This is a genomic window from Actimicrobium antarcticum (assembly GCF_039536745.1).
In the GTDB taxonomy this organism is placed as follows: domain Bacteria; phylum Pseudomonadota; class Gammaproteobacteria; order Burkholderiales; family Burkholderiaceae_D; genus Actimicrobium; species Actimicrobium antarcticum.
Genome location: NZ_BAAAZE010000007.1, coordinates 73,012 through 92,613, shown reverse-complemented (window position 1 = coordinate 92,613; position 19,602 = coordinate 73,012). Strand labels below are relative to the sequence as shown.

Genomic DNA, 19,602 nt, shown 5'->3' with positions numbered 1-19,602 from the left:
AGACTATTTACTTTGACGAATGACGGAGCAAACAGCATGCAAAAAACAGCATTGGTAGTCGGCGCGAGCGGTATCGGTGGCAGCAACCTGGCAGCAGAACTGATTGCCCGCGGCTGGACCGTGCATGGCCTGGCGCGCAATCCGCGTGACACCTTGCCCGGCCTGCGTCCGGTCGCCGCCGACCTGCTTGATCCGGCCAGCCTGGACACCGCGCTGGCCAACATCGCACCGACCCACGTTTTCATCACGGCGTGGATGCGCCAGGCGACCGAAGCCGAAAACATCCGGGTCAATGGCGCGATGGTGCGCAACGTGCTGGCCGCACTGGCACCCAAAAAATCCGTGCTGCATGTCTCGCTGGTGACCGGACTGAAACACTATCTTGGACCATTCGAGGCCTACGCCAGCGCCGGAACGCTGCCAGAAACGCCGTTGCGCGAGGAACAGCCACGCCTGCCGATCGAAAATTTTTATTACGAACAAGAAGATGAATTGTTCGCCGCAGCCGCCCGCGATGGCTTCAGCTGGAACGTGCATCGTCCGCATACCGTGATCGGCAAGGCGGTCGGCAATGCGATGAACATGGGCACCACGCTCGCGGTCTACGCCGCGCTCTGCAAGGAAACCGGACGTCTGTTTCAATGGCCCGGTTCACGTGCTCAATGGGAAGGACTGTCCGACGTGACCGATGCCCGGCAACTGGCCGCTCAGCTGATCTGGGCAGCCGAGACCGAGTCCGCGCATGACACGGCGTTCAACATCGTCAATGGCGACTCGTTTCGCTGGCAATGGCTCTGGGGCCGGTTGGCCGACTGGTTTGGTGTCGACGCCGCGGGTTTCGACGGCACAATCCACCCGCTGGAACAAGCCATCGCGGGCGACCACGACCTGTGGCGCGCGATGGCACAGCGCCACGGACTGGCCGAGCCCGACCTCGATCGACTGGCATCGGCATGGCATACCGATCTTGACCTGGGACGACCGATTGAAGTCATGACTGACATGACCCGCAGCCGGCAACGCGGTTTTACTGGCTATCAAACGACCGAGGACTCGTTTTTTGACTTATTCGCCAGGTTGCGTGCCGAGCGGCTGATTCCGTAATCAGCGTTGGCGGCCTGCGGCTCCCACGACAGGGTGGACCGGCGGGTGCAAGGCTCGCCATTTGCACCCGCCGGCCCGCACAGCCTCCGCGCCACGAAGCAGCAATCGTTTAGCCGCCGGCGGCGTCATCCGAACCGCAATTGCTCCTGGTGCGAACCTTGGGCGTCGCCACTCTGCCTGAATTTTGGCGACAGAGTCGATGGCGCGAACAGGCCCGCCAACCAGTCCGTGCGCAGCTTGTTGTTACAGAGCACAAATCATTTCATTTCCACCATACGGCTTTTTAGCGTGCACTCGTGCAAAGCAAAAAAGTAATCAAAAGAATTGTTTCTCATCGACAAATAGTTGCGCTAAAGAAGTAACTACAGCTAGTATCAGTGATCAATACTTCTGGTTTCAACAGCGCGACTACGCCTGATCAATTCCATCCGCCGCGCCTCCAGAAAGTACGACCACAGCTGCGCTGTACTCTTCTGGAGTTGCCATGAACAAGAACCTTGTCATCCACCCGACTGCCAACGGCGCTGTCTCACTAAACTTCACGCGCGCATCCGTCGTCAGCGTCACAGTGGTCGGTGTCGACGTCATCCTGCAAACTGCCGACGGCGTGCAACACCTGTTACAGGGACTGGCGCTGCGGGCGATGGCCGAGCCGCTGCTGCGGGTGGTGTTCAGCGATGCGACGGTGGATGCCGCCACGCTGACCGGCGAGTCCGGCAGCGTGGAACTGGTCGACGCGATCAGCCGCACATTTGAAACAAAAAAAGACAGGGTTCCTGACAACGCAGCCGCTCCGGACCAGCCGGCCGAGACCGCGTCGGCAGCAACCAGCGCCGACGACGTCCGGCCTGAGCCGACACCGCCAGTAGCCAGTGGCATGGCACCGATTGCACTGGGCGCCGAACTGACCACGACATCCGAATTTACGTCCAATGCCCCCGAACGCCTATTGATCCTCAGTATCGACAGGAGCACCAGCTCCGGCACATCCTCGCCCGGCAATCCGTCACCGCCACCACCGCTTCCCGAAGCGGTCCAGCTCACCGTCAAGGGTGTGGTCTACAACGTCACCGGGCAGGATATTTCTCCTGGCAGCAGTGGCGTCAGCGGAAACATGATCACCGGATCGGGCGGTGCGGCTCGCGCGGCCACCGACCGGTCCGCCGAGGCGCAAGCCGCGCCCGAACTGATCGTGGGCACCAGCGGTGACGACATCATCCGCGGCGATGGCGGTCGCGCCATGGGCAGCGGGTTTGCGCGTCTGCTCGACATCGATATCACGGGACGTTCCGCTGTCACGGTACAGAGCGTCACGATTTCTGGCCTGCCGCCGGGCTGGATCATTACCGGCGCCGTCCAGTCCGGTACCTCCTGGCTGGTCACGTTGCCGGCCGACGCTAGTGCCACCGGCAGACTGACGGTCATGATCCAGTATCCGGTGGCGTTCGATGCCGCTGCCTTCACGCCCGCCACGTTCGACCTGCGCATTGCGGTAGTGGGACAGATGGATGGCAAGGACATCGGCGGCCTGTTGATCCTGCCGGCCATCGTGCGGGACGTCAATGGTGCCGCGGACATGCTCTACAGCGATGCGTCCGGGCGTGCCGGCGTGGTGTTCCCGGCCTTCGGTCTGGGTGACGAGATCCACGCCGGTGCCGGCAACGATGAGGTCTTCGGGCTGGTCGGGCACGACCGCCTGTACGGCGATGCCGGCAACGACACGCTGGATGGTGGCGCGGGCAATGACTGGCTGGTCGGCGGCGCGGGCGCCGATCGCTTGTTTGGCGGCACCGGCAACGACACCGCCAGTTACGAAGGATCGCCCATCGGCGTGGTCATCGATCTGCGCGATGGCACTGCCACCGGCGGTGACGCACAGGGCGACACGCTCGACAGCATCGAGAACCTGGCCGGCAGCAGTTACGACGATATCCTGCGCGGCGACGACAACGCCAACCGGCTCGACGGTGGTGCTGGCGACGACCTGCTCGAAGGTCGCGGCGGTGCAGACCAGCTCATCGGCGGCGCAGGATTCGATACCGTGTCGTATGCCACATCGGCTGGTGCGGTGGTCGTCAATCTCGCCACCCGGCAAGGCAGTGGCGGCGATGCGCAGGGTGATACGTTCTCGGGGATCGAAGCCGTGATCGGCTCTGCTTTCGACGACACCCTGACCGGTGACGCCGGTGCCAACACGCTCGATGGCGGTGCCGGCAACGACACGCTCGAAGGCGGCGCCGGGGCGGACTTGCTGCGCGGTGGCGATGGCAATGACACGGCCAGCTATGCAGCGTCGGCGCTGGGCGTCACAGTAAGCCTGACGACCGGCACGGCGCAGGGCGGGGACGCGCAAGGCGATGTATTGCAGGACATTGAAAACCTGATCGGCTCGCACAACGCCGATACATTGATCGGCAACGCGGCTGACAATCGACTCGATGGTGGTGCTGGCGACGACCTGCTGAGTGGTGGTGCAGGGGCCGATGCATTGATCGGTGGTGCCGGCAGCGACACCGCCGTGTACGCCAGTGCGCTGGCCGGACTACAGGTCAGCCTCGACAACCCAGCCAGCAATACCGGCGACGCTTTCGGCGACACCTTCGACAGCATCGACAACCTGACCGGCTCGGCCTTCGCCGACGTCCTGATCGGCGACGTTGCCGACAATATCCTCGAAGGCGGCGCTGGCGCCGACGTGCTCGATGGCGGCAGCGGCAGCGATACCGCCTCGTATGCGTCGTCAACTGCCGGCGTACAAGTCGATCTGTCTGGTCGGCTGGCCAATAGCGGCGGCGATGCGCAAGGCGATCAGCTCATCCGGATCGAAAACCTGCTCGGCAGCAGCTTCGACGACACGTTGCGCGGCGACGCCGGCGCCAACCGGCTCGATGGCGGCGCCGGAAACGACACCCTCGAAGGTGGCGCAGGCGCCGACCTGCTGGCCGGTGGCGAGGGCCAGGATATCGCCGATTACACCCGCAGCGCGGCACTGGTCAATGTCGATCTGGACGTCGGTACCGCCACCGGCGGCGATGCACAGGGTGACGCCTACACCAGCATCGAAGGCGTCGCCGGTAGTGCATTCGACGATGTCCTGACTGGCAATGCCGGCGCCAATATACTGCTCGGCAACGACGGCAACGATGTGCTCGATGGTGGCGCTGGCAACGATCGTCTGGATGGCGGCAATGGCAACGATTTGCTGACCGGCGGCGCAGGTGCCGACGTCATCATCGGTGGCGCTGGAATCGATACCGCCAGTTACGCCAGCAGTAGCGCTGGCGCCCAGGTGGTACTTAACGAGGCCGGTCAGAGTGTTGCCAGCAGCGGCGGCGATGCCGAAGGCGATGTCCTCAGCGGCGTCGAAAACCTGCTTGGCAGTGGCTTCGACGACACCCTCATCGGCAACAGCAGCGTCAACCGGCTCGACGGTGGCAGCGGCGACGACACCCTCGAAGGCGGTGCCGGTGCCGACCTCCTCATCGGTGGTGACGGCAACGACATTGCCAGTTACGCCGGTGCCGGCAGCGCCATCCTCGCCAGTCTGGCCGCGCCCGCCACCAACACCGGTGACGCCCAGGGCGATGTCTACAACAGCATCGAAGGCCTGACCGGCTCGCGCTTCGATGACACCCTGGCCGGTGACGCCGGTGCCAACCGCCTCGACGGCGGTGCCGGCGACGACCTGCTCACCGGTGGTGCCGGTGCCGACGTGCTCGATGGTGGCGCCGGCAACGATACCGCCACCTATGCGGCATCGGCGCAGGCCGTGACGATTGACCTCGGGCGCAGCCTGGCGCTGGGCGGCGACGCCCAGGGCGACACGCTCGTCAATGTCGAGAACCTGATCGGCACCGCCTTCAATGACGTGCTCACCGGCGACGCAGCGGCCAACACGCTCACTGGCGGCGCCGGTGACGACATCCTCGGTGGTGGCGTGGGCGCCGATACTTTGATAGGTGGCGACGGTCGCGACCAGGCCAGCTATGCCGACTCGGCACTGGCCGTGACAGTCAACCTGGCCACCGGCACGTCCAACGGCGGCGACGCCAGCGGCGATGTGCTGGTGAGCATAGAAGACTTGAGTGGTTCGCAATACAACGACACCTTGACCGGCGACGGTCTGGGTAATCGGCTCTATGGCGGTGCTGGCAACGATATCCTGGAAGGTGGCGCCGGCGCCGACTTGCTCGATGGCGGCATCGGCAGCGACACGGCTTCCTATAGCGGCTCCGGTGGCCCGGTAGCGATCGATCTGGCCAGCGGTGCAGCCAGTGGTGGCGACGCCGTGGGCGATATATTCGTCAGCATCGAAAATCTGATCGGCTCGCAGTATGCCGATACCTTCTCTGGCGACGCCGGCAACAACATCTTCAGTGGCGGTGGCGACAACGATGTGCTGGAAGGGCGGGGCGGGGCCGACACTCTGATCGGCGGCAGCGGGATTGACATCGCCACCTACGCCGCCTCGGCCACTGGAGTGACGGTCGCCCTCGACGGCACCATCGGCGTAGGCGGCGATGCCCAGGGCGATATCTTGAGCGAGATTGAAAACCTGCTTGGGTCGGCCTTCGACGACACCCTTATTGGCGATGCTGGCAACAACCGTCTCGACGGTGGCACCGGAAATGATGTGCTCGAAGGCGGTGCCGGTGCCGACGTGCTAATCGGCGGGTTGGGCAGCGACACTGCCAGCTATACTACCTCGCTGCAGGCCGTCAACGTCAACCTCGATACTGGCACAGCAACGGGGGGCGACGCGCAGGGCGACACCCTTTTCAGCATCGAAAACCTGATCGGTGGCAGCCAGGGTGACACCCTCACTGGCGACTCGGGCAACAACCGCCTGGACGGCGGCCGTGGCGACGATATCCTCGAAGGTGAAGGTGGCGCTGACGTATTGATCGGCGGCTCCGGGCGCGACACTGCCAGCTATGCCAGCAGCAGCAGCGGCTTGATCGTCAGTCTGGCTAATACCAGCGTCAATACCGGCGACGCCACTGGCGACAGCTATAGCAGTGTCGAAAACCTGACCGGCTCGCAATATGCCGACACGCTCACCGGCGACGCTGGCGACAACACCATCGACGGCGGTGGCGGCAACGACCTGCTCGATGGTGGCGCTGGCGCTGACACCCTAGTTGGTGGCAGTGGTAACGACACCGCCACCTACGCCGCCTCGGGCAATGGCGTCACTGTCAGCCTGGATGGCAGTGCCGGTATTGGCGGCGACGCCGACGGCGACACCATCAGTCAGGTTGAAAACCTGACCGGCAGCGCCTACAACGACAATCTCTCTGGTGACGCCGGCGACAACCGCTTAATTGGCGGACTGGGCAATGACGTGCTCTCGGGTGGTGCCGGCAGCGACGTTCTCGACGGCGGCGCTGGCAGCGACACGGCCAGCTACAGCACCTCTGCAGCGGCAGTGCAAGTTGACATCAGCACCCAAAGCGCCACCGGTGGCGACGCCGACGGCGACACCTTAATCAGTATTGAAAACGCCACCGGCTCAGCCTTTAACGACAGCCTGCGCGGCGATGCCCAAGCCAACCGCCTGGATGGCGGCGCTGGCAACGATTTGCTTGAAGGTGGCGCCGGTGCCGACACCTTAATCGGTGGCAGCGGGGTCGACACCGCCACCTACGCCGCCTCGATTGCCGGCGTGACGGTTGATCTGAACAGCGGCAGCGGCCTGGGTGGCGACGCCCAGGGCGATGTCCTCAGCGGCGTTGAAAATCTGATCGGCACGGCGCAAGATGATAGCCTCACCGGCAACGCCAGTGCCAACCTGCTCGACGGCGGCAGCGGCAACGACGTGCTCGATGGCGGCGCCGGCGCCGACGTCCTGAAAGGCGGCACCGGCAACGACACCGTCACCTACACCAACAGCGACGCCGCTGTGACTGTGAACTTGCTAACCGGCACCAACACCGGTGGCGACGCGGCCGGCGACATCCTGACCGGCATTGAAAACCTGACCGGCAGCGCCTTTGCCGACCGCTTGACCGGTGACGATGGCGACAATATTCTCGACGGCGGCAGTGGCAACGACATTCTGGAAGGCGGCCTGGGCGCCGACATCCTGCGGGGCGGGCTGGGCAGCGATCAGGTCAGTTATGCCAACAGCAGCGCCGTCAACGTTGACTTGGCCAGCGCCACGGCCACCGGTGGCCAGGCCGATGGCGATACCTTGATCAGCATCGAAGGCGCCATCGGCAGCGGCTTTGCCGACATTCTGCGCGGCGACGCCATTGCCAACCGGCTAGAAGGCGGCGGCGGCAACGATTTGCTGGAAGGGCGTGCTGGCGCTGACACCTTAATTGGCGGCAGCGGCATCGACACTGCCACCTATGCCGGCTCGACTGCCGGCGTCACCATTGGCATGGCGGGCGACGTCGGCCTGGGCGGCGACGCCGAAGGCGACCAGATCAGCGGCATAGAAAACCTCACTGGCAGCGCCTACGCCGACAACCTGAGCGGCGACGCTGGCGACAATGTCTTGGATGGCGGTGCTGGCAATGATGTGCTGGAAGGCGGCGGCGGGTCTGACACCTTGATCGGTGGCAGCGGGATCGACACCGCCAGCTACGCCAGTTCGGGCCAGGGCGTGGTCGTCAATCTGGAACTGAACACCACCAGCGGTGGCGACGCCGCTGGCGACGCTCTCTCCGGCATTGAGAACCTCACCGGCAGCGCCTTTGCCGATATCTTGACCGGTGACGCCGGCGACAATGTCCTGACCGGTGGCGCGGGCAACGACACCTTGATCGGTGGCGCCGGCAGCGACGTCTTGATCGGTGGTGCCGGCGTCGACACCGCCTCGTACGCCGCCAGCACCAGCGGCGTCACGATTAGCTTGCTCGACAACAGCGCCACCGGCGGCGACGCCGATGGTGACACCTTCAACAGTATAGAAAATCTGGTCGGCAGTAACTTTGCCGACAACCTTACCGGTTCGACGGCGGTCAATGCCCTGAGCGGCGGAAGCGGAAACGACGCCATTGAAGGTGGTGCCGGTGCCGACGTGCTCGATGGCGGCAGCGGCATCGATACCTTGAGCTACGCCGCCTCGGTCGAAGGCGTGAGCGTTAACCTGGCTTCCGGTATTGCCACCGGTGGCGACGCCGAGGGCGACGCCTTCACCAACTTTGAAAACATCACCGGCAGTGCCTACGACGACATCCTGACCGGTGACGCCGGTGCCAATGCCTTAAACGGCGGCGGTGGCAACGACCACTTGAGCGGCGGCGCTGGTGCCGATATCTTGAGTGGGGGCGCCGGCAGTGACTGGGCCGATTATCGTACCAGCAGTGCCGGTGTCAGCATCAACCTGGCCACGGCCACCATGCTGGGCGGCGACGCCACCGGCGACGTCTTGACCAGCATTGAAAACCTCGGCGGCTCTGAGCTGGCCGACACTTTGGTGGGCGATGCTGGCAACAACCAGTTGTTTGGCTACGGTGGCGACGATGTGCTCGATGGTGGCGCCGGCGCCGATGGGTTAAGTGGTGGCACCGGGGTCGACACCGTCACCTACGCCAACTCCAGTGCCGGGGTAACGGTCAATCTGGCGGTACTGTTTCCGCAAAGTAGCGGTGGCGACGCCAATGGCGACACCCTCTCCGGCATTGAAAACCTGATCGGCAGCAGCTTCAACGATTTGCTCACCGGCGACACCGGTGACAACCGCCTGGACGGTGGCAGTGGCGACGATGTGCTGGAAGGCGGCGCTGGTGCCGACGCCCTGGTGGGCGGCAACAACACCAGCGTTGGCGACACTGCCAGTTACGCCGGCAGCACCAATGGCATTACCGTGTATCTGGACGCCAGCGGCACCAACAGCGGCGACGCCTTCGGCGACACCTTTAGCGGTATTGAAAACCTGCTCGGCACCAATTACGCCGACACCTTGGTGGGCGACGCCGGCAACAACCGTATCGACGGTGGTATCGGTGACGATGTGTTGATTGGTGGCCTGGGTGCCGACACCCTAATCGGCGGCAGCGGTGTCGACACCATCAGCTATATCGGCTCCATTAGCGGGGTCACCGTCAATCTGGCCACCAACAGTGCCAGTGGTGGCGACGCCCAGGGCGACACCTTCAGCAATATTGAAAACATTACCGGCTCCAACTACAACGATACCTTGACCGGTGACGCCGGCGACAACGTCATCATTGGTGGCATTGGTGCTGACAGCATCGATGGTGGCGCCGGCATCGATACGGTGGACTACAGCAGCTCCAGCGCTGGCGTGGCCATTAATTTGAATGGCGGCAGTGGGGTGGGGGGGGACGCTCAGGGCGACAGCCTGGCCAATCTTGAAAACGTCATCGGTAGTGCCTACAACGACACCTTCGTGGCCAGCAGTGCGGCCAATGTGCTGCGCGGTGGCTTGGGCAATGACACGGCAAGCTACGCCAATTCGGCGCTGGGGGTGACGGTCGATTTAAACAGCACGGCGCCTCAAATCAGCAGTGGCGACGCCGCTGGCGATACCTTAGTCAGTATTGAAAACCTGACCGGCAGCGCCTACAACGACCGGCTCACCGGTGACGCCAACGACAACGTCATTGCCGGGCTGGCTGGGGCCGATGTTCTGATCGGCGGGGCCGGCTCCGACACGCTGGATTATTCGGCTAGTGGTGCGGGGGTGACGGTTAATCTGTTTGCCATGACGGCCCTCGGGGGAGACGCCACCGGCGACACCATCAGTGGCTTTGAGAATGTGATTGGTAGTGCTTATGACGATGTGTTTGTGGCCGATACCAATGCCAATAACTTTGTGGGTGGGTTGGGTAATGACACCATTAGCTACACCAATGCCGGAACCAGAATTACGATCGACCTGACGGCGCAAACCGTCACAGGCGCGAACAACAGCTTTTATGTGGGTGACACGATTTCCGGTATTGAAAATGCCATTGGCGGAAACGGCAACGATTACCTCACAGGCAGCAGCGGTGACAATTACCTGAGCGGTGGTGTGCTCAGCGACAAGATCTGGGGCATGGATGGCAACGACACGCTCGATGGTGGCAGCAGTTACGACGATCTCGACGGCGGCAATGGCATCGACACCGCCACCTATGTCAATTCCACCGCCGGGGTCACAGTTGATCTGCGCATCACCACCGCGCAAACCAGCGCCGGTGAGGCTTCCGGCGACACGCTGGTCAATATCGAAAACCTCACCGGCAGCGCCTTCAACGACATCCTGACTGGTACCAGCGGCGCCAATGTCTTAACCGGCGGTGCCGGCAATGACACCCTCACCGGCAATGGTGGCGCCGATACCTTCGATGGCGGTGCTGGCGTGGATATGGTGGTCTACACCAACTCGGCAGCAGGGGTCACCGTTGATCTGACACTGGCCACCGCACAAGTCAGTGGCGGCGATGCCGCCGGCAATATCTTGACCGGGATTGAAAACCTGCTGGGCTCGGTGACGGGACAGAACACCTTGACGGGGGACGCCAACGATAACCTGCTGGTGGGTGGGGCAGCGGCGGACACCATTAACGGTGGGGCGGGCAACGACACCATCTATGGGGGGGCGGGTGGCGATGTGCTGGATGGCGGTACGGGGGTTAATACGCTGAGTTATGCGGATTATTACTCAGGCAATCTGGTGACTAATGGGGACTTCAGTAATGGGGGGACGGGGTGGACCACGAATGCCGGACCTAGCCCGACGTACACCGGTGGTGTGATGACCGTCAGTGGTGGAATAAATTTTTTGTATTCTGCTGCAATCCTACCGTTTGTCGTCGGTCAGCAATATCTGGTGGCATTCGATTATGTCAGAACCAATCTGGCTGGTGCTGTGGTATTTTTCGGGGCCGGCAGGTCCGTGACTATACTGCCAACGGGTTCTAATGGTGGCGTGTCATCTGGATCTGCCTACGCATACTTCACTGCAACTACGACCTCCGGTATCGGATTTTATGCGAGTATTGGACCCTATAACGGCACCTTCGACAACATCGCCATCGTTGCCGCCCAAACCGGGGTCAACATCAATCTCGCCACCAACACCGCCTCGGGCGGCGACGCCGCCGGCGACACCATCAGCAATTTCCAGAATCTTGTCGGTACCACAGGCAACGATGTCCTCACCGGCGACAGCGGTGTCAACACCATCAATGGCGGTTATGGCGACGACCTGATCACCGGCGGTGCTGGCGCCGATATCCTGGCAGGGGGGGGCGGCAATGACACCGCCAGCTATGCCAGTTCGGCAGCGGGCGTCACCGTTAACCTGAACCTGCTGACAGCCCAGGTCAGCAGCGGCGATGCCTCCGGCGACATCCTCTCTGGCTTTGAAAACCTCACCGGCAGCGCCTTCGCCGACACCTTGACTGGCGACGCCAACAACAACGTGCTGGCCGGGCTGGCCGGTGCCGATACCCTCGTGGGCGGGGCGGGTTCCGACTCGCTGGATTATTCAGCCAGCAGTGCGGGCGTCACCGTCAACCTGTTCACCATGACCGCCACCGGGGGGGATGCGACCGGCGACGTCATCAGCGGCTTTGAAAACGCCATTGGCAGCAGCTTCGACGATGTGTTCGTGGCCAGCACGCTGGCCAATAATTTCGTCGGCGGGTTAGGTAACGACACGCTCAGTTATGCCAATGCTACCAGCGACATCACCATCGATCTCACCGCGCAAACCGTCACAGGCACTGGCGGCAATGCCCTGCAATCCGGCGACACCTTCTCCGGTATTGAAAATGCCACCACCGGCAGCGGTACGGACATCCTGACCGGCAGCAGTGGCGACAATATCTTGAGTAGTGGTGCTGGTAACGACACCCTCTCCGGCATGAATGGCAACGATACCCTCGAGGGTGGTACGGGCAGCGACACCCTCGACGGCGGCAATGGCATCGACACCGCCACCTATGTCAATTCCACCGCCGGTGTCACGGTCGATCTGCGCATCACCACCGCGCAGACCAGCGCCGGCGAGGCTTCCGGCGACACGCTGGTCAATATCGAAAACCTCACCGGTAGTGCCTTCAACGACATCCTCATCGGCACCAGCGGCGCCAATGTCTTGACCGGCGGTGCCGGCAACGACACCCTCACCGGCAATGGCGGCGTCGATACCTTCGATGGCGGCGCTGGCGTGGATACGGTGGTCTACACCAACTCGGCAGCAGGGGTCACCGTTGACCTGACACTAGCCACCGCACAAGTCAGTGGCGGTGATGCCTCCGGCAATATCCTGACCGGGATTGAAAACCTGCTGGGCTCGGTCACTGGACAGAACACCTTGACGGGTGACGCCAACGATAACCTGCTGGTGGGTGGGGCAGCGGCCGATACCATCAACGGTGGGGCGGGCAACGACACCATCTATGGGGGGGCGGGTGGCGATGTGCTGGATGGCGGTACGGGGGTGAATACTCTCAGCTATGCCAATTATTACCCGGCCAATCTGGTCACCAATGGCGACTTCAGTAATGGGGGGACGGGGTGGACCACGTCCGCTGGGCCGGATCCGGACTACAGCACAGGGAAAGCGAGTGTAACGAACGGCCAGAATTTTTTGAAGCAGACAATCGCAAGCTCGTTCGTAAACGGACAGCTGTACCTGGCGACATTTGATTACACGCGAACGAATTCCAATGGCAACCTGAGAATACTATTGGGGGGGGTGTACGTTGCCACGATGCTGGACACAGGTGCAAATGGTGGTGTACTTTCGGGGCAGGCAAGTGCCTACTTTACCGGTAACGGAAGTTCGGCGATTCAGTTGAATGTTGGTGGGTTTCTTATTACCGGAACGATTGACAACTATGTGATTGTCGCCGTGCAAACCGGCGTCAACATCAACCTTGCCACCAACACCGCCTCGGGCGGCGACGCTGCTGGCGACACCATCAGCAATTTCCAGAATCTTGTGGGCACCAACAATAGCGACGTCCTCACCGGCGACAGCGGTGTCAACACCATCACTGGCGGTTATGGCGACGACCTGATCACCGGCGATGCTGGCGCCGATATCCTGGCCGGGGGCGGCGGCAATGACACCGCCAGCTACGCCCGTTCGGCAGCGGGCGTTACCGTCAACCTGAACCTGCTGACGGCCCAGGTCAGCAGCGGCGACGCCTCCGGCGACATCCTCTCTGGCTTTGAAAACCTCACCGGCAGCGCCTTTGCCGACACCTTGACCGGCGACGCCAACGCCAACGTGCTGGCTGGCCTGGCGGGTGCGGACACCATGGATGGTGGTGTTGGGCTCGATACTGCCGATTACTCGGCGTCCAGCGCTGGCGTCACCGTTGACCTCACCATCACCACCGCACAAACCAGCGGTGGCGACGCCTCCGGCGACAAGCTCAGCAATATCGAAAACGTTACCGGCAGCGCCTTCAATGATTTGTTTTACGCCAGCAGCGCGGCCAATGTGTTTGACGGCGGTGCCGGTCTCGATACCGTCAGCTATGCCCGTTCGACGGCGGCGGTGTACGTCAACCTGGAAGCACCCCTGTATTTTGGGGGCTACGCCGCTGGCGACACCTTCCTAAGTATTGAAAACCTGACCGGGTCCGGCTTTACCGACACCCTCATTGGTGACCGCAACGCCAATGTGCTCGATGGCGGCGCCGGTGACGACTTTCTGGTGGCCAGTGCCGGCAACGACACCATCATCGGCGGAACCGGTATCGATACGGTGGATTATTCGCCACTGACCTACGCGCTCAACATCAATCTGGCCACCGGTAACGTGACCGATAACGGCCTGGCAGCGCCGCTGGATGCCTATGCCTTCAACGAAGTCAGTGGCAGCAGTGCAGCGTCGGCTTATGGCAGCGTCAACAGTGCGATTACGCTGGTTAATGGCGGCAGTTTCGCCAGTAGCACGCTGGCCGGGCATGGCAATGCGCTGACGTTTGATAACAGCTTGTATACCAATGCCACGCAGGCTTACGGTGTGGTCAACAACCTGACGTTTGGACCATCTTTTACGTTTGCGGCATGGGTCAATTTCAGTGACACGCGCAGTTATGCCCATATTTTTGATTTTGGTAACGGTAAGGCCAATGAGGAAATCGACTTTTCCCGCAATGACACTTCCAACGGCCTGTATCTGCGTTTTAACAGTGGTGGATCCAGTACGCAGTTCGGCCCAGCATCAGTTCTTGCAGCGCCCGGCACATGGCAGCATCTTGCCGTAACAGTCAGCGGGCGCACCGTCTCGATCTATGTCGATGGCGCCCTGGCTAGCAGTACCGTCCTAGGCTTCGATGTTGCAAACCTGACACGCACCAATAACTGGATCGGTAGATCGCAGTGGAACGATCTGCCCTTTACCGGCCAGATCGACGACGTCGTCATCAGCAACACCGCGTTATCGCGCTACGACATTGCCAAACTCGCGTCCACCGGTGCCGTCAGCACCGTCGACAACGTCTACGGCGCCCCAGGCGTGGCCAAGGACACCGTCTCCGGCGTTGAAAACGTCAACGGCTCTTCCACCATGGTCAACGTCATAACCGGTGATGGGCTGGACAATGTGCTGCGTGGTGGCGCGGCCAACGACACCATCAGCGGTGGTGCCGGCAACGACACCATCACCGGTGGCGCTGGGGCTGACACGCTCAATGGCGGTACCGGTGTCAATACCATCAGCTACCAAAACAATCTGGTGACGAATGGGGATTTCAGTAATGGTGGCGTGGGCTGGATTACCGAGACAGGCCCCATAGTCACTTACACCGGAGGCGTCGCAACAGTCACTAGCGGCTTCAATTTTCTGGCGCAGAACGCTGCGTTGGTTGCCGGCCAGACGTATTCGTTTTCATTCGATTACACCGCGACCGCTGTCGGCACCTTCCGGATTGTATCCACAGTCGGTAGTGTGTTGTTTGCCACGTCGACGTTGCCTCTTGGATCGGGTACCGTGACCGGGACATTTGTTGCACAAGATAGCAAGTTCACTATTTATGCAAGCAATGGCGTTTTCACCGGCACCATTGACAACATCGTCGTCTACGCCGGCACCACCGCACCTACCGGTGTCACGGTCAACCTGGCGACCAATACGGTCTCCGGTGGTGACGCCACGGGCGATGTCATCAGCAACTTCCAGAATGCCATCGGCTCTGAAGCCGCCGATACCCTCACGGGTGATGCCGGCGCCAATGTCCTTAATGGCGCTGGCGGCGATGATGTGCTGATTGGTGGCGCCGGTGCCGATACGCTTATTGGCGGGGCAGGAATCGACACCGCCAGTTACGTCACCGCTGCTGCCGGCGTCACGGTCAATCTGGGGCTGCTGACAGCCCAGGTCAGTGCGGGGGACGCCTCCGGCGATATCCTCTCCGGGATTGAAAACCTCACCGGCAGCGCCTTTGCCGATACTTTAACGGGCGACGTCAACAACAATATTATCGATGGTGGGGCGGGCAACGACATCATCGTCGGCAGCGGCGGGCACGACACACTCATTGGTGGCACTGGCATCAATACACTGAACTACAGCGCCTCCCGCTCGCAACTAGCCATTGACCTGTCTGCCGGCACCGTGGCCGATAATGGCTTGACGCAGCCGATGGATGTGTATGCCATTAATGAAGTCAGTGGCACCAGTGCGGCATCGGTATATGGCAGTGTGAATGGGGCGATGACGCTGGTTAATGGCGTGGCGTTCAGTAGCGGCATGGCGGGGCATGGGAATGCGTTGACGTTTAATAATAGTGCCGCAACAGCCGCCACGGGGTCATATGGCAATATTGCTGGCCTTACTTTTGGGAATACGTTCAGCTTTTCTGCGTGGGTGAAGTTCGATGCAACGCAGGCCTGGGCGCGGGTTTTTGACGCCGGTAATGCATACAACTCCAGTAATATACTAATTGGACGAAGCTCAACGAGTAGCAGCCTTATATTTCAGGTTTTATACAGCGGTGTTGGCGGTAGCACCGCAACGGCCACCAATGTGATCGTCAACGGCACCTGGATGCATGTTGCTGCCACATTGAACAACGGCACACAGTCGTTATACATCAATGGTGCGCTCATAAGCTCGAGTTCTTTCGGTTTTGACCTTCCCACCATTACGCGCACCAACAATTACATCGGCAAATCAGAAAATAACGACCTGCCCTTCACCGGCCAGATCGACGACATCGTCATCGCCAACACCGCACTCTCCGCCGCCGAAATCGCCCGCCTGGCAACCGTGGGCGCCACCAGCGCCATCGACAATCTCTACACCAGCGCCGCAAGCTATGCCAAAGACACGGAAACCGGCTTCGACAACGCCACCGGCTCCGCCACCATGGCCAATGTGCTGACAGGTAACGCCAATGCCAACGTACTGATCGGTGGCGCGGCCAACGACACCTTGAGCGGTGGTGCCGGCGCCGATACCCTGACAGGCGGCGCCGGCATCGATACCGCCAGTTACGCCACCTCAACCCTTGGCGTAACCGTCAGCCTGTTGCTGGCCACCGCCCAGGTCAGTGCTGGCGATGCATCCGGCGATATCCTTTCCGGCATTGAAAACCTCACTGGCAGCGCGTTCGACGATACCTTAACCGGTGATGCGGCTGCCAACGTGCTCGATGGCGGTGCCGGCAATGATGTGTTGATCGGCGGCGCCGGTGCCGATACGCTCATTGGCGGGGCCGGCATCGACACCGCTAGTTATGCCACGTCGGCAGCGGGCGTCACCGTTAATCTGGGTCTTCTGACGGCGCAGGTCAGTGCCGGCGACGCCTCCGGCGATATTCTCTCCGGCATTGAAAACCTCACCGGCAGCGCCTTTGCCGATACCTTAACCGGCGACATCAATGACAACGTCATCGATGGTGGTGCGGGTAACGACATCGTTGTGGGTAGCGGCGGGCACGACACACTGATTGGCGGCACTGGCGTCAACACGCTGGACTACAGCGCCTCGCGCTCGCAACTGCTGATTGATCTGAATGCCGGGACGATTAAAGACAATGGCTTGACGGTCGCCATGGATGTGTATGCCTTCAATGAAACCAGCGGTACCAGCGCGGCATCGACGTATGGCAGCACGAATACGACGATAACGCTAACCAGCGGCGTGACATTCACCCCTGGCCTGACCGGGCACGGAAATGCGTTGACTTTCGCGGCGAATGGTAACTTCGGCACTATCGCGGGCCTAAGCTTCGGCAATGCGTTCACCTTTGCCGGGTGGGTCAAGTTCGATACGACGCAGAATTTAGCGCGCATCTTCGATTTCGGCAGCGGCTCCAACGTCAGCAATTTGGTCCTTCGCCGCGTCACGAACGGTGACCTTTCGTTTTACATCGATTATGGCGTCGGGCGCTCCGAAGTGTTGGCGAACAATTCGATCGTAAATGGCACATGGATGCATGTTGCAGCGACGATCAACAACGGAGTTGCGTCGCTCTACGTCAACGGGGCGTTGGCTGGTTCGACCGCGATCGGCTTCGACATGCCGACTATCACCCGGACGAACAACTGGATCGGAAAATCCCAATCAGGCGGCACGCAATTCAACGGCCAGATGGACGATCTCGTCATTGCCAACACAGCCTTGTCCGCCAGCGAAATCGCCGGCCTGGCAGGCGTTGGTAGCAGCAGTGCAGTCGACAACTTCTACAGCGGCGCCGCCAGCGTCGCCAAAGACACCGAAACCGGTTTCGACAATGCCACCGGCTCATCCTTGATGGCCAATGTGCTGACCGGTAACGCCAACGCCAATGTGCTGGTTGGCGGTGCGGCCAACGACACCTTGATCGGTGGTGCCGGGGCCGATACCTTAACCGGTGGTGCTGGTATCGATACCGCCAGCTATGCCACCTCGGCTGCCGGCGTTACAGTGAATTTGACGGTGCTGACAGCGCAAACCAGTGCCGGCGACGCCTCCGGCGACATCCTCTCCGGCATTGAAAACCTGATCGGCAGTGCCTACGCCGACACCCTGACCGGTGACACCAATACCAACCTCATCGAGGGCGGTGCCGGTGCCGACATCCTCTCCGGTGGTGCCGGGATCGATACGGTGAGTTATGCCAGTTCCTCGGCTGGTGTTACCGTCAGCCTGCTGCTGGCCACTGCCCAGGTCAGTGGGGGCGATGCTTCCGGCGACATCCTCTCTGGCTTTGAAAACATTACCGGCAGTGCCTATAACGACACCTTGACCGGTGACGGCGGTGCCAATGTGCTCGATGGTGGTGCCGGCAACGATGTGTTGATTGGTGGCGCCGGTGCCGATACCTTGATCGGTGGTGCCGGTAACGATACGGCGGATTATTCCAGCTCGGCAGCCGGTGTTGCCGTTGATCTGAACCTGACGACGGCGCAAACCAGCAGTGGCGATGCATCGGGCGATATCCTCTCCGGCATCGAGAACCTGACCGGCTCCAACGCCGGCAACAACACCCTCACTGGTGACGCCTTCGACAACATTCTCACCGTGGCTGGTAGCAACAACAGCTTGGTTGGCGGCGCCGGCAACGACACCCTGGTGGCGCCCGACGCCGCCAGCCTGACGCAAGCCGATGGCGGCGCTGGCAGCGATATTTTGCGCCTGACTGCCACTTCGGCCAGCTTCAACATCGATGCGCTGATTGCCACCACCACCAATATCGAGACGCTGGACCTGCGCAACAACAGCAATGGCAGTGTTGACCTGAGCAGCCTGGCATTGACCAGCATTACCGATACCAACCATGACCTCACAATCCGGCTCGACAGTGGTGACGTGCTCAACCTGGGCGGCGGTGCCAGCGCGGCGACGGTGTCGTCCGGTACCAATGGCGATGGCTCGCATTATGTTGATCAGCAGGTGTTTGCCACGGCAGACCAGAGTGTGGCTGCGGTTGGTACGCTGCATTTGCTGTGGGCGGCTTGATGGCGCGGGAGCACAGTTTCGGCGGTTGGGCTGCGTGGCCGATACCGGCTTGAATCAACGGAACAAAACCCGTTTTAGCTACCGCCGAATGCAGCCTGCAGCCTGCAGCCTGCAGATCGCGCGTCGCTACCCGCCACCCATTCAGGAACCCTGAGTTAGGCCTGGGTTTTCACTCCAGCCTGCGATTTGGCAACGTAACCGACCGCGCGAATACACCCGCCTGCCGTGTCGGACCCGGCTTGATCCTACCAGGCACAGCCCTTTTCACTTACCGGCAACAGTGCCATAGCGCACGTCAACCGCATCCCACGCCGGACTCTATGGGGCGATAAAATTCCATAAAAGCAATTAAGTGATAAATAGTATTATTTCATAGATACAAACAGTTGCTATCAAGACCTCATTACCACTAGTATCTATTTGCGGGGCCATTGCTTGCAGTAAAGCGCCGCTAACCGCCAATTCAGTACTGCCCTGTTTGCAAACATCACGACCAGCACGCATCACCTCGCCGCTGTGACAGACGAACCCGGAGCCATCATGAACAGCAATCCTGTCATCCAACGGAGTACCACCGGTGATGCCACGCTCGACCTGCGGATCGCTTCCACCACCAGCACCACTCTTCC

Annotated in this window: 2 protein-coding genes; both read left to right on the top strand. The window is 61.3% G+C overall.

Annotation, left to right across the window (positions count from 1 at the left end; translation table 11 throughout):
- The first annotated feature begins 36 nt into the window (after nucleotides 1-36).
- A complete protein-coding gene (locus tag ABD720_RS06615) occupies nucleotides 37-1,104 on the top strand; it encodes an SDR family oxidoreductase (protein ID WP_344762475.1) in 1,068 nt (355 codons plus the stop codon).
- 484 nt (nucleotides 1,105-1,588) lie between these two features.
- On the top strand, nucleotides 1,589-18,973 hold the full coding sequence (locus ABD720_RS06610; protein WP_344762473.1) for a beta strand repeat-containing protein: 17,385 nt from the start codon (nucleotides 1,589-1,591) through the stop codon (nucleotides 18,971-18,973).
- The last annotated feature ends 629 nt before the right edge of the window (nucleotides 18,974-19,602 follow it).

What these genes read in the sequence shown, in the direction of transcription:
- ABD720_RS06615 (WP_344762475.1), top strand. Translation starts at nt 37, where the DNA reads ATGCAAAAAACAGCATTGGTAGTCGGCGCGAGCGGTATCGGTGGCAGC.
- ABD720_RS06610 (WP_344762473.1), top strand. Translation starts at nt 1,589, where the DNA reads ATGAACAAGAACCTTGTCATCCACCCGACTGCCAACGGCGCTGTCTCA.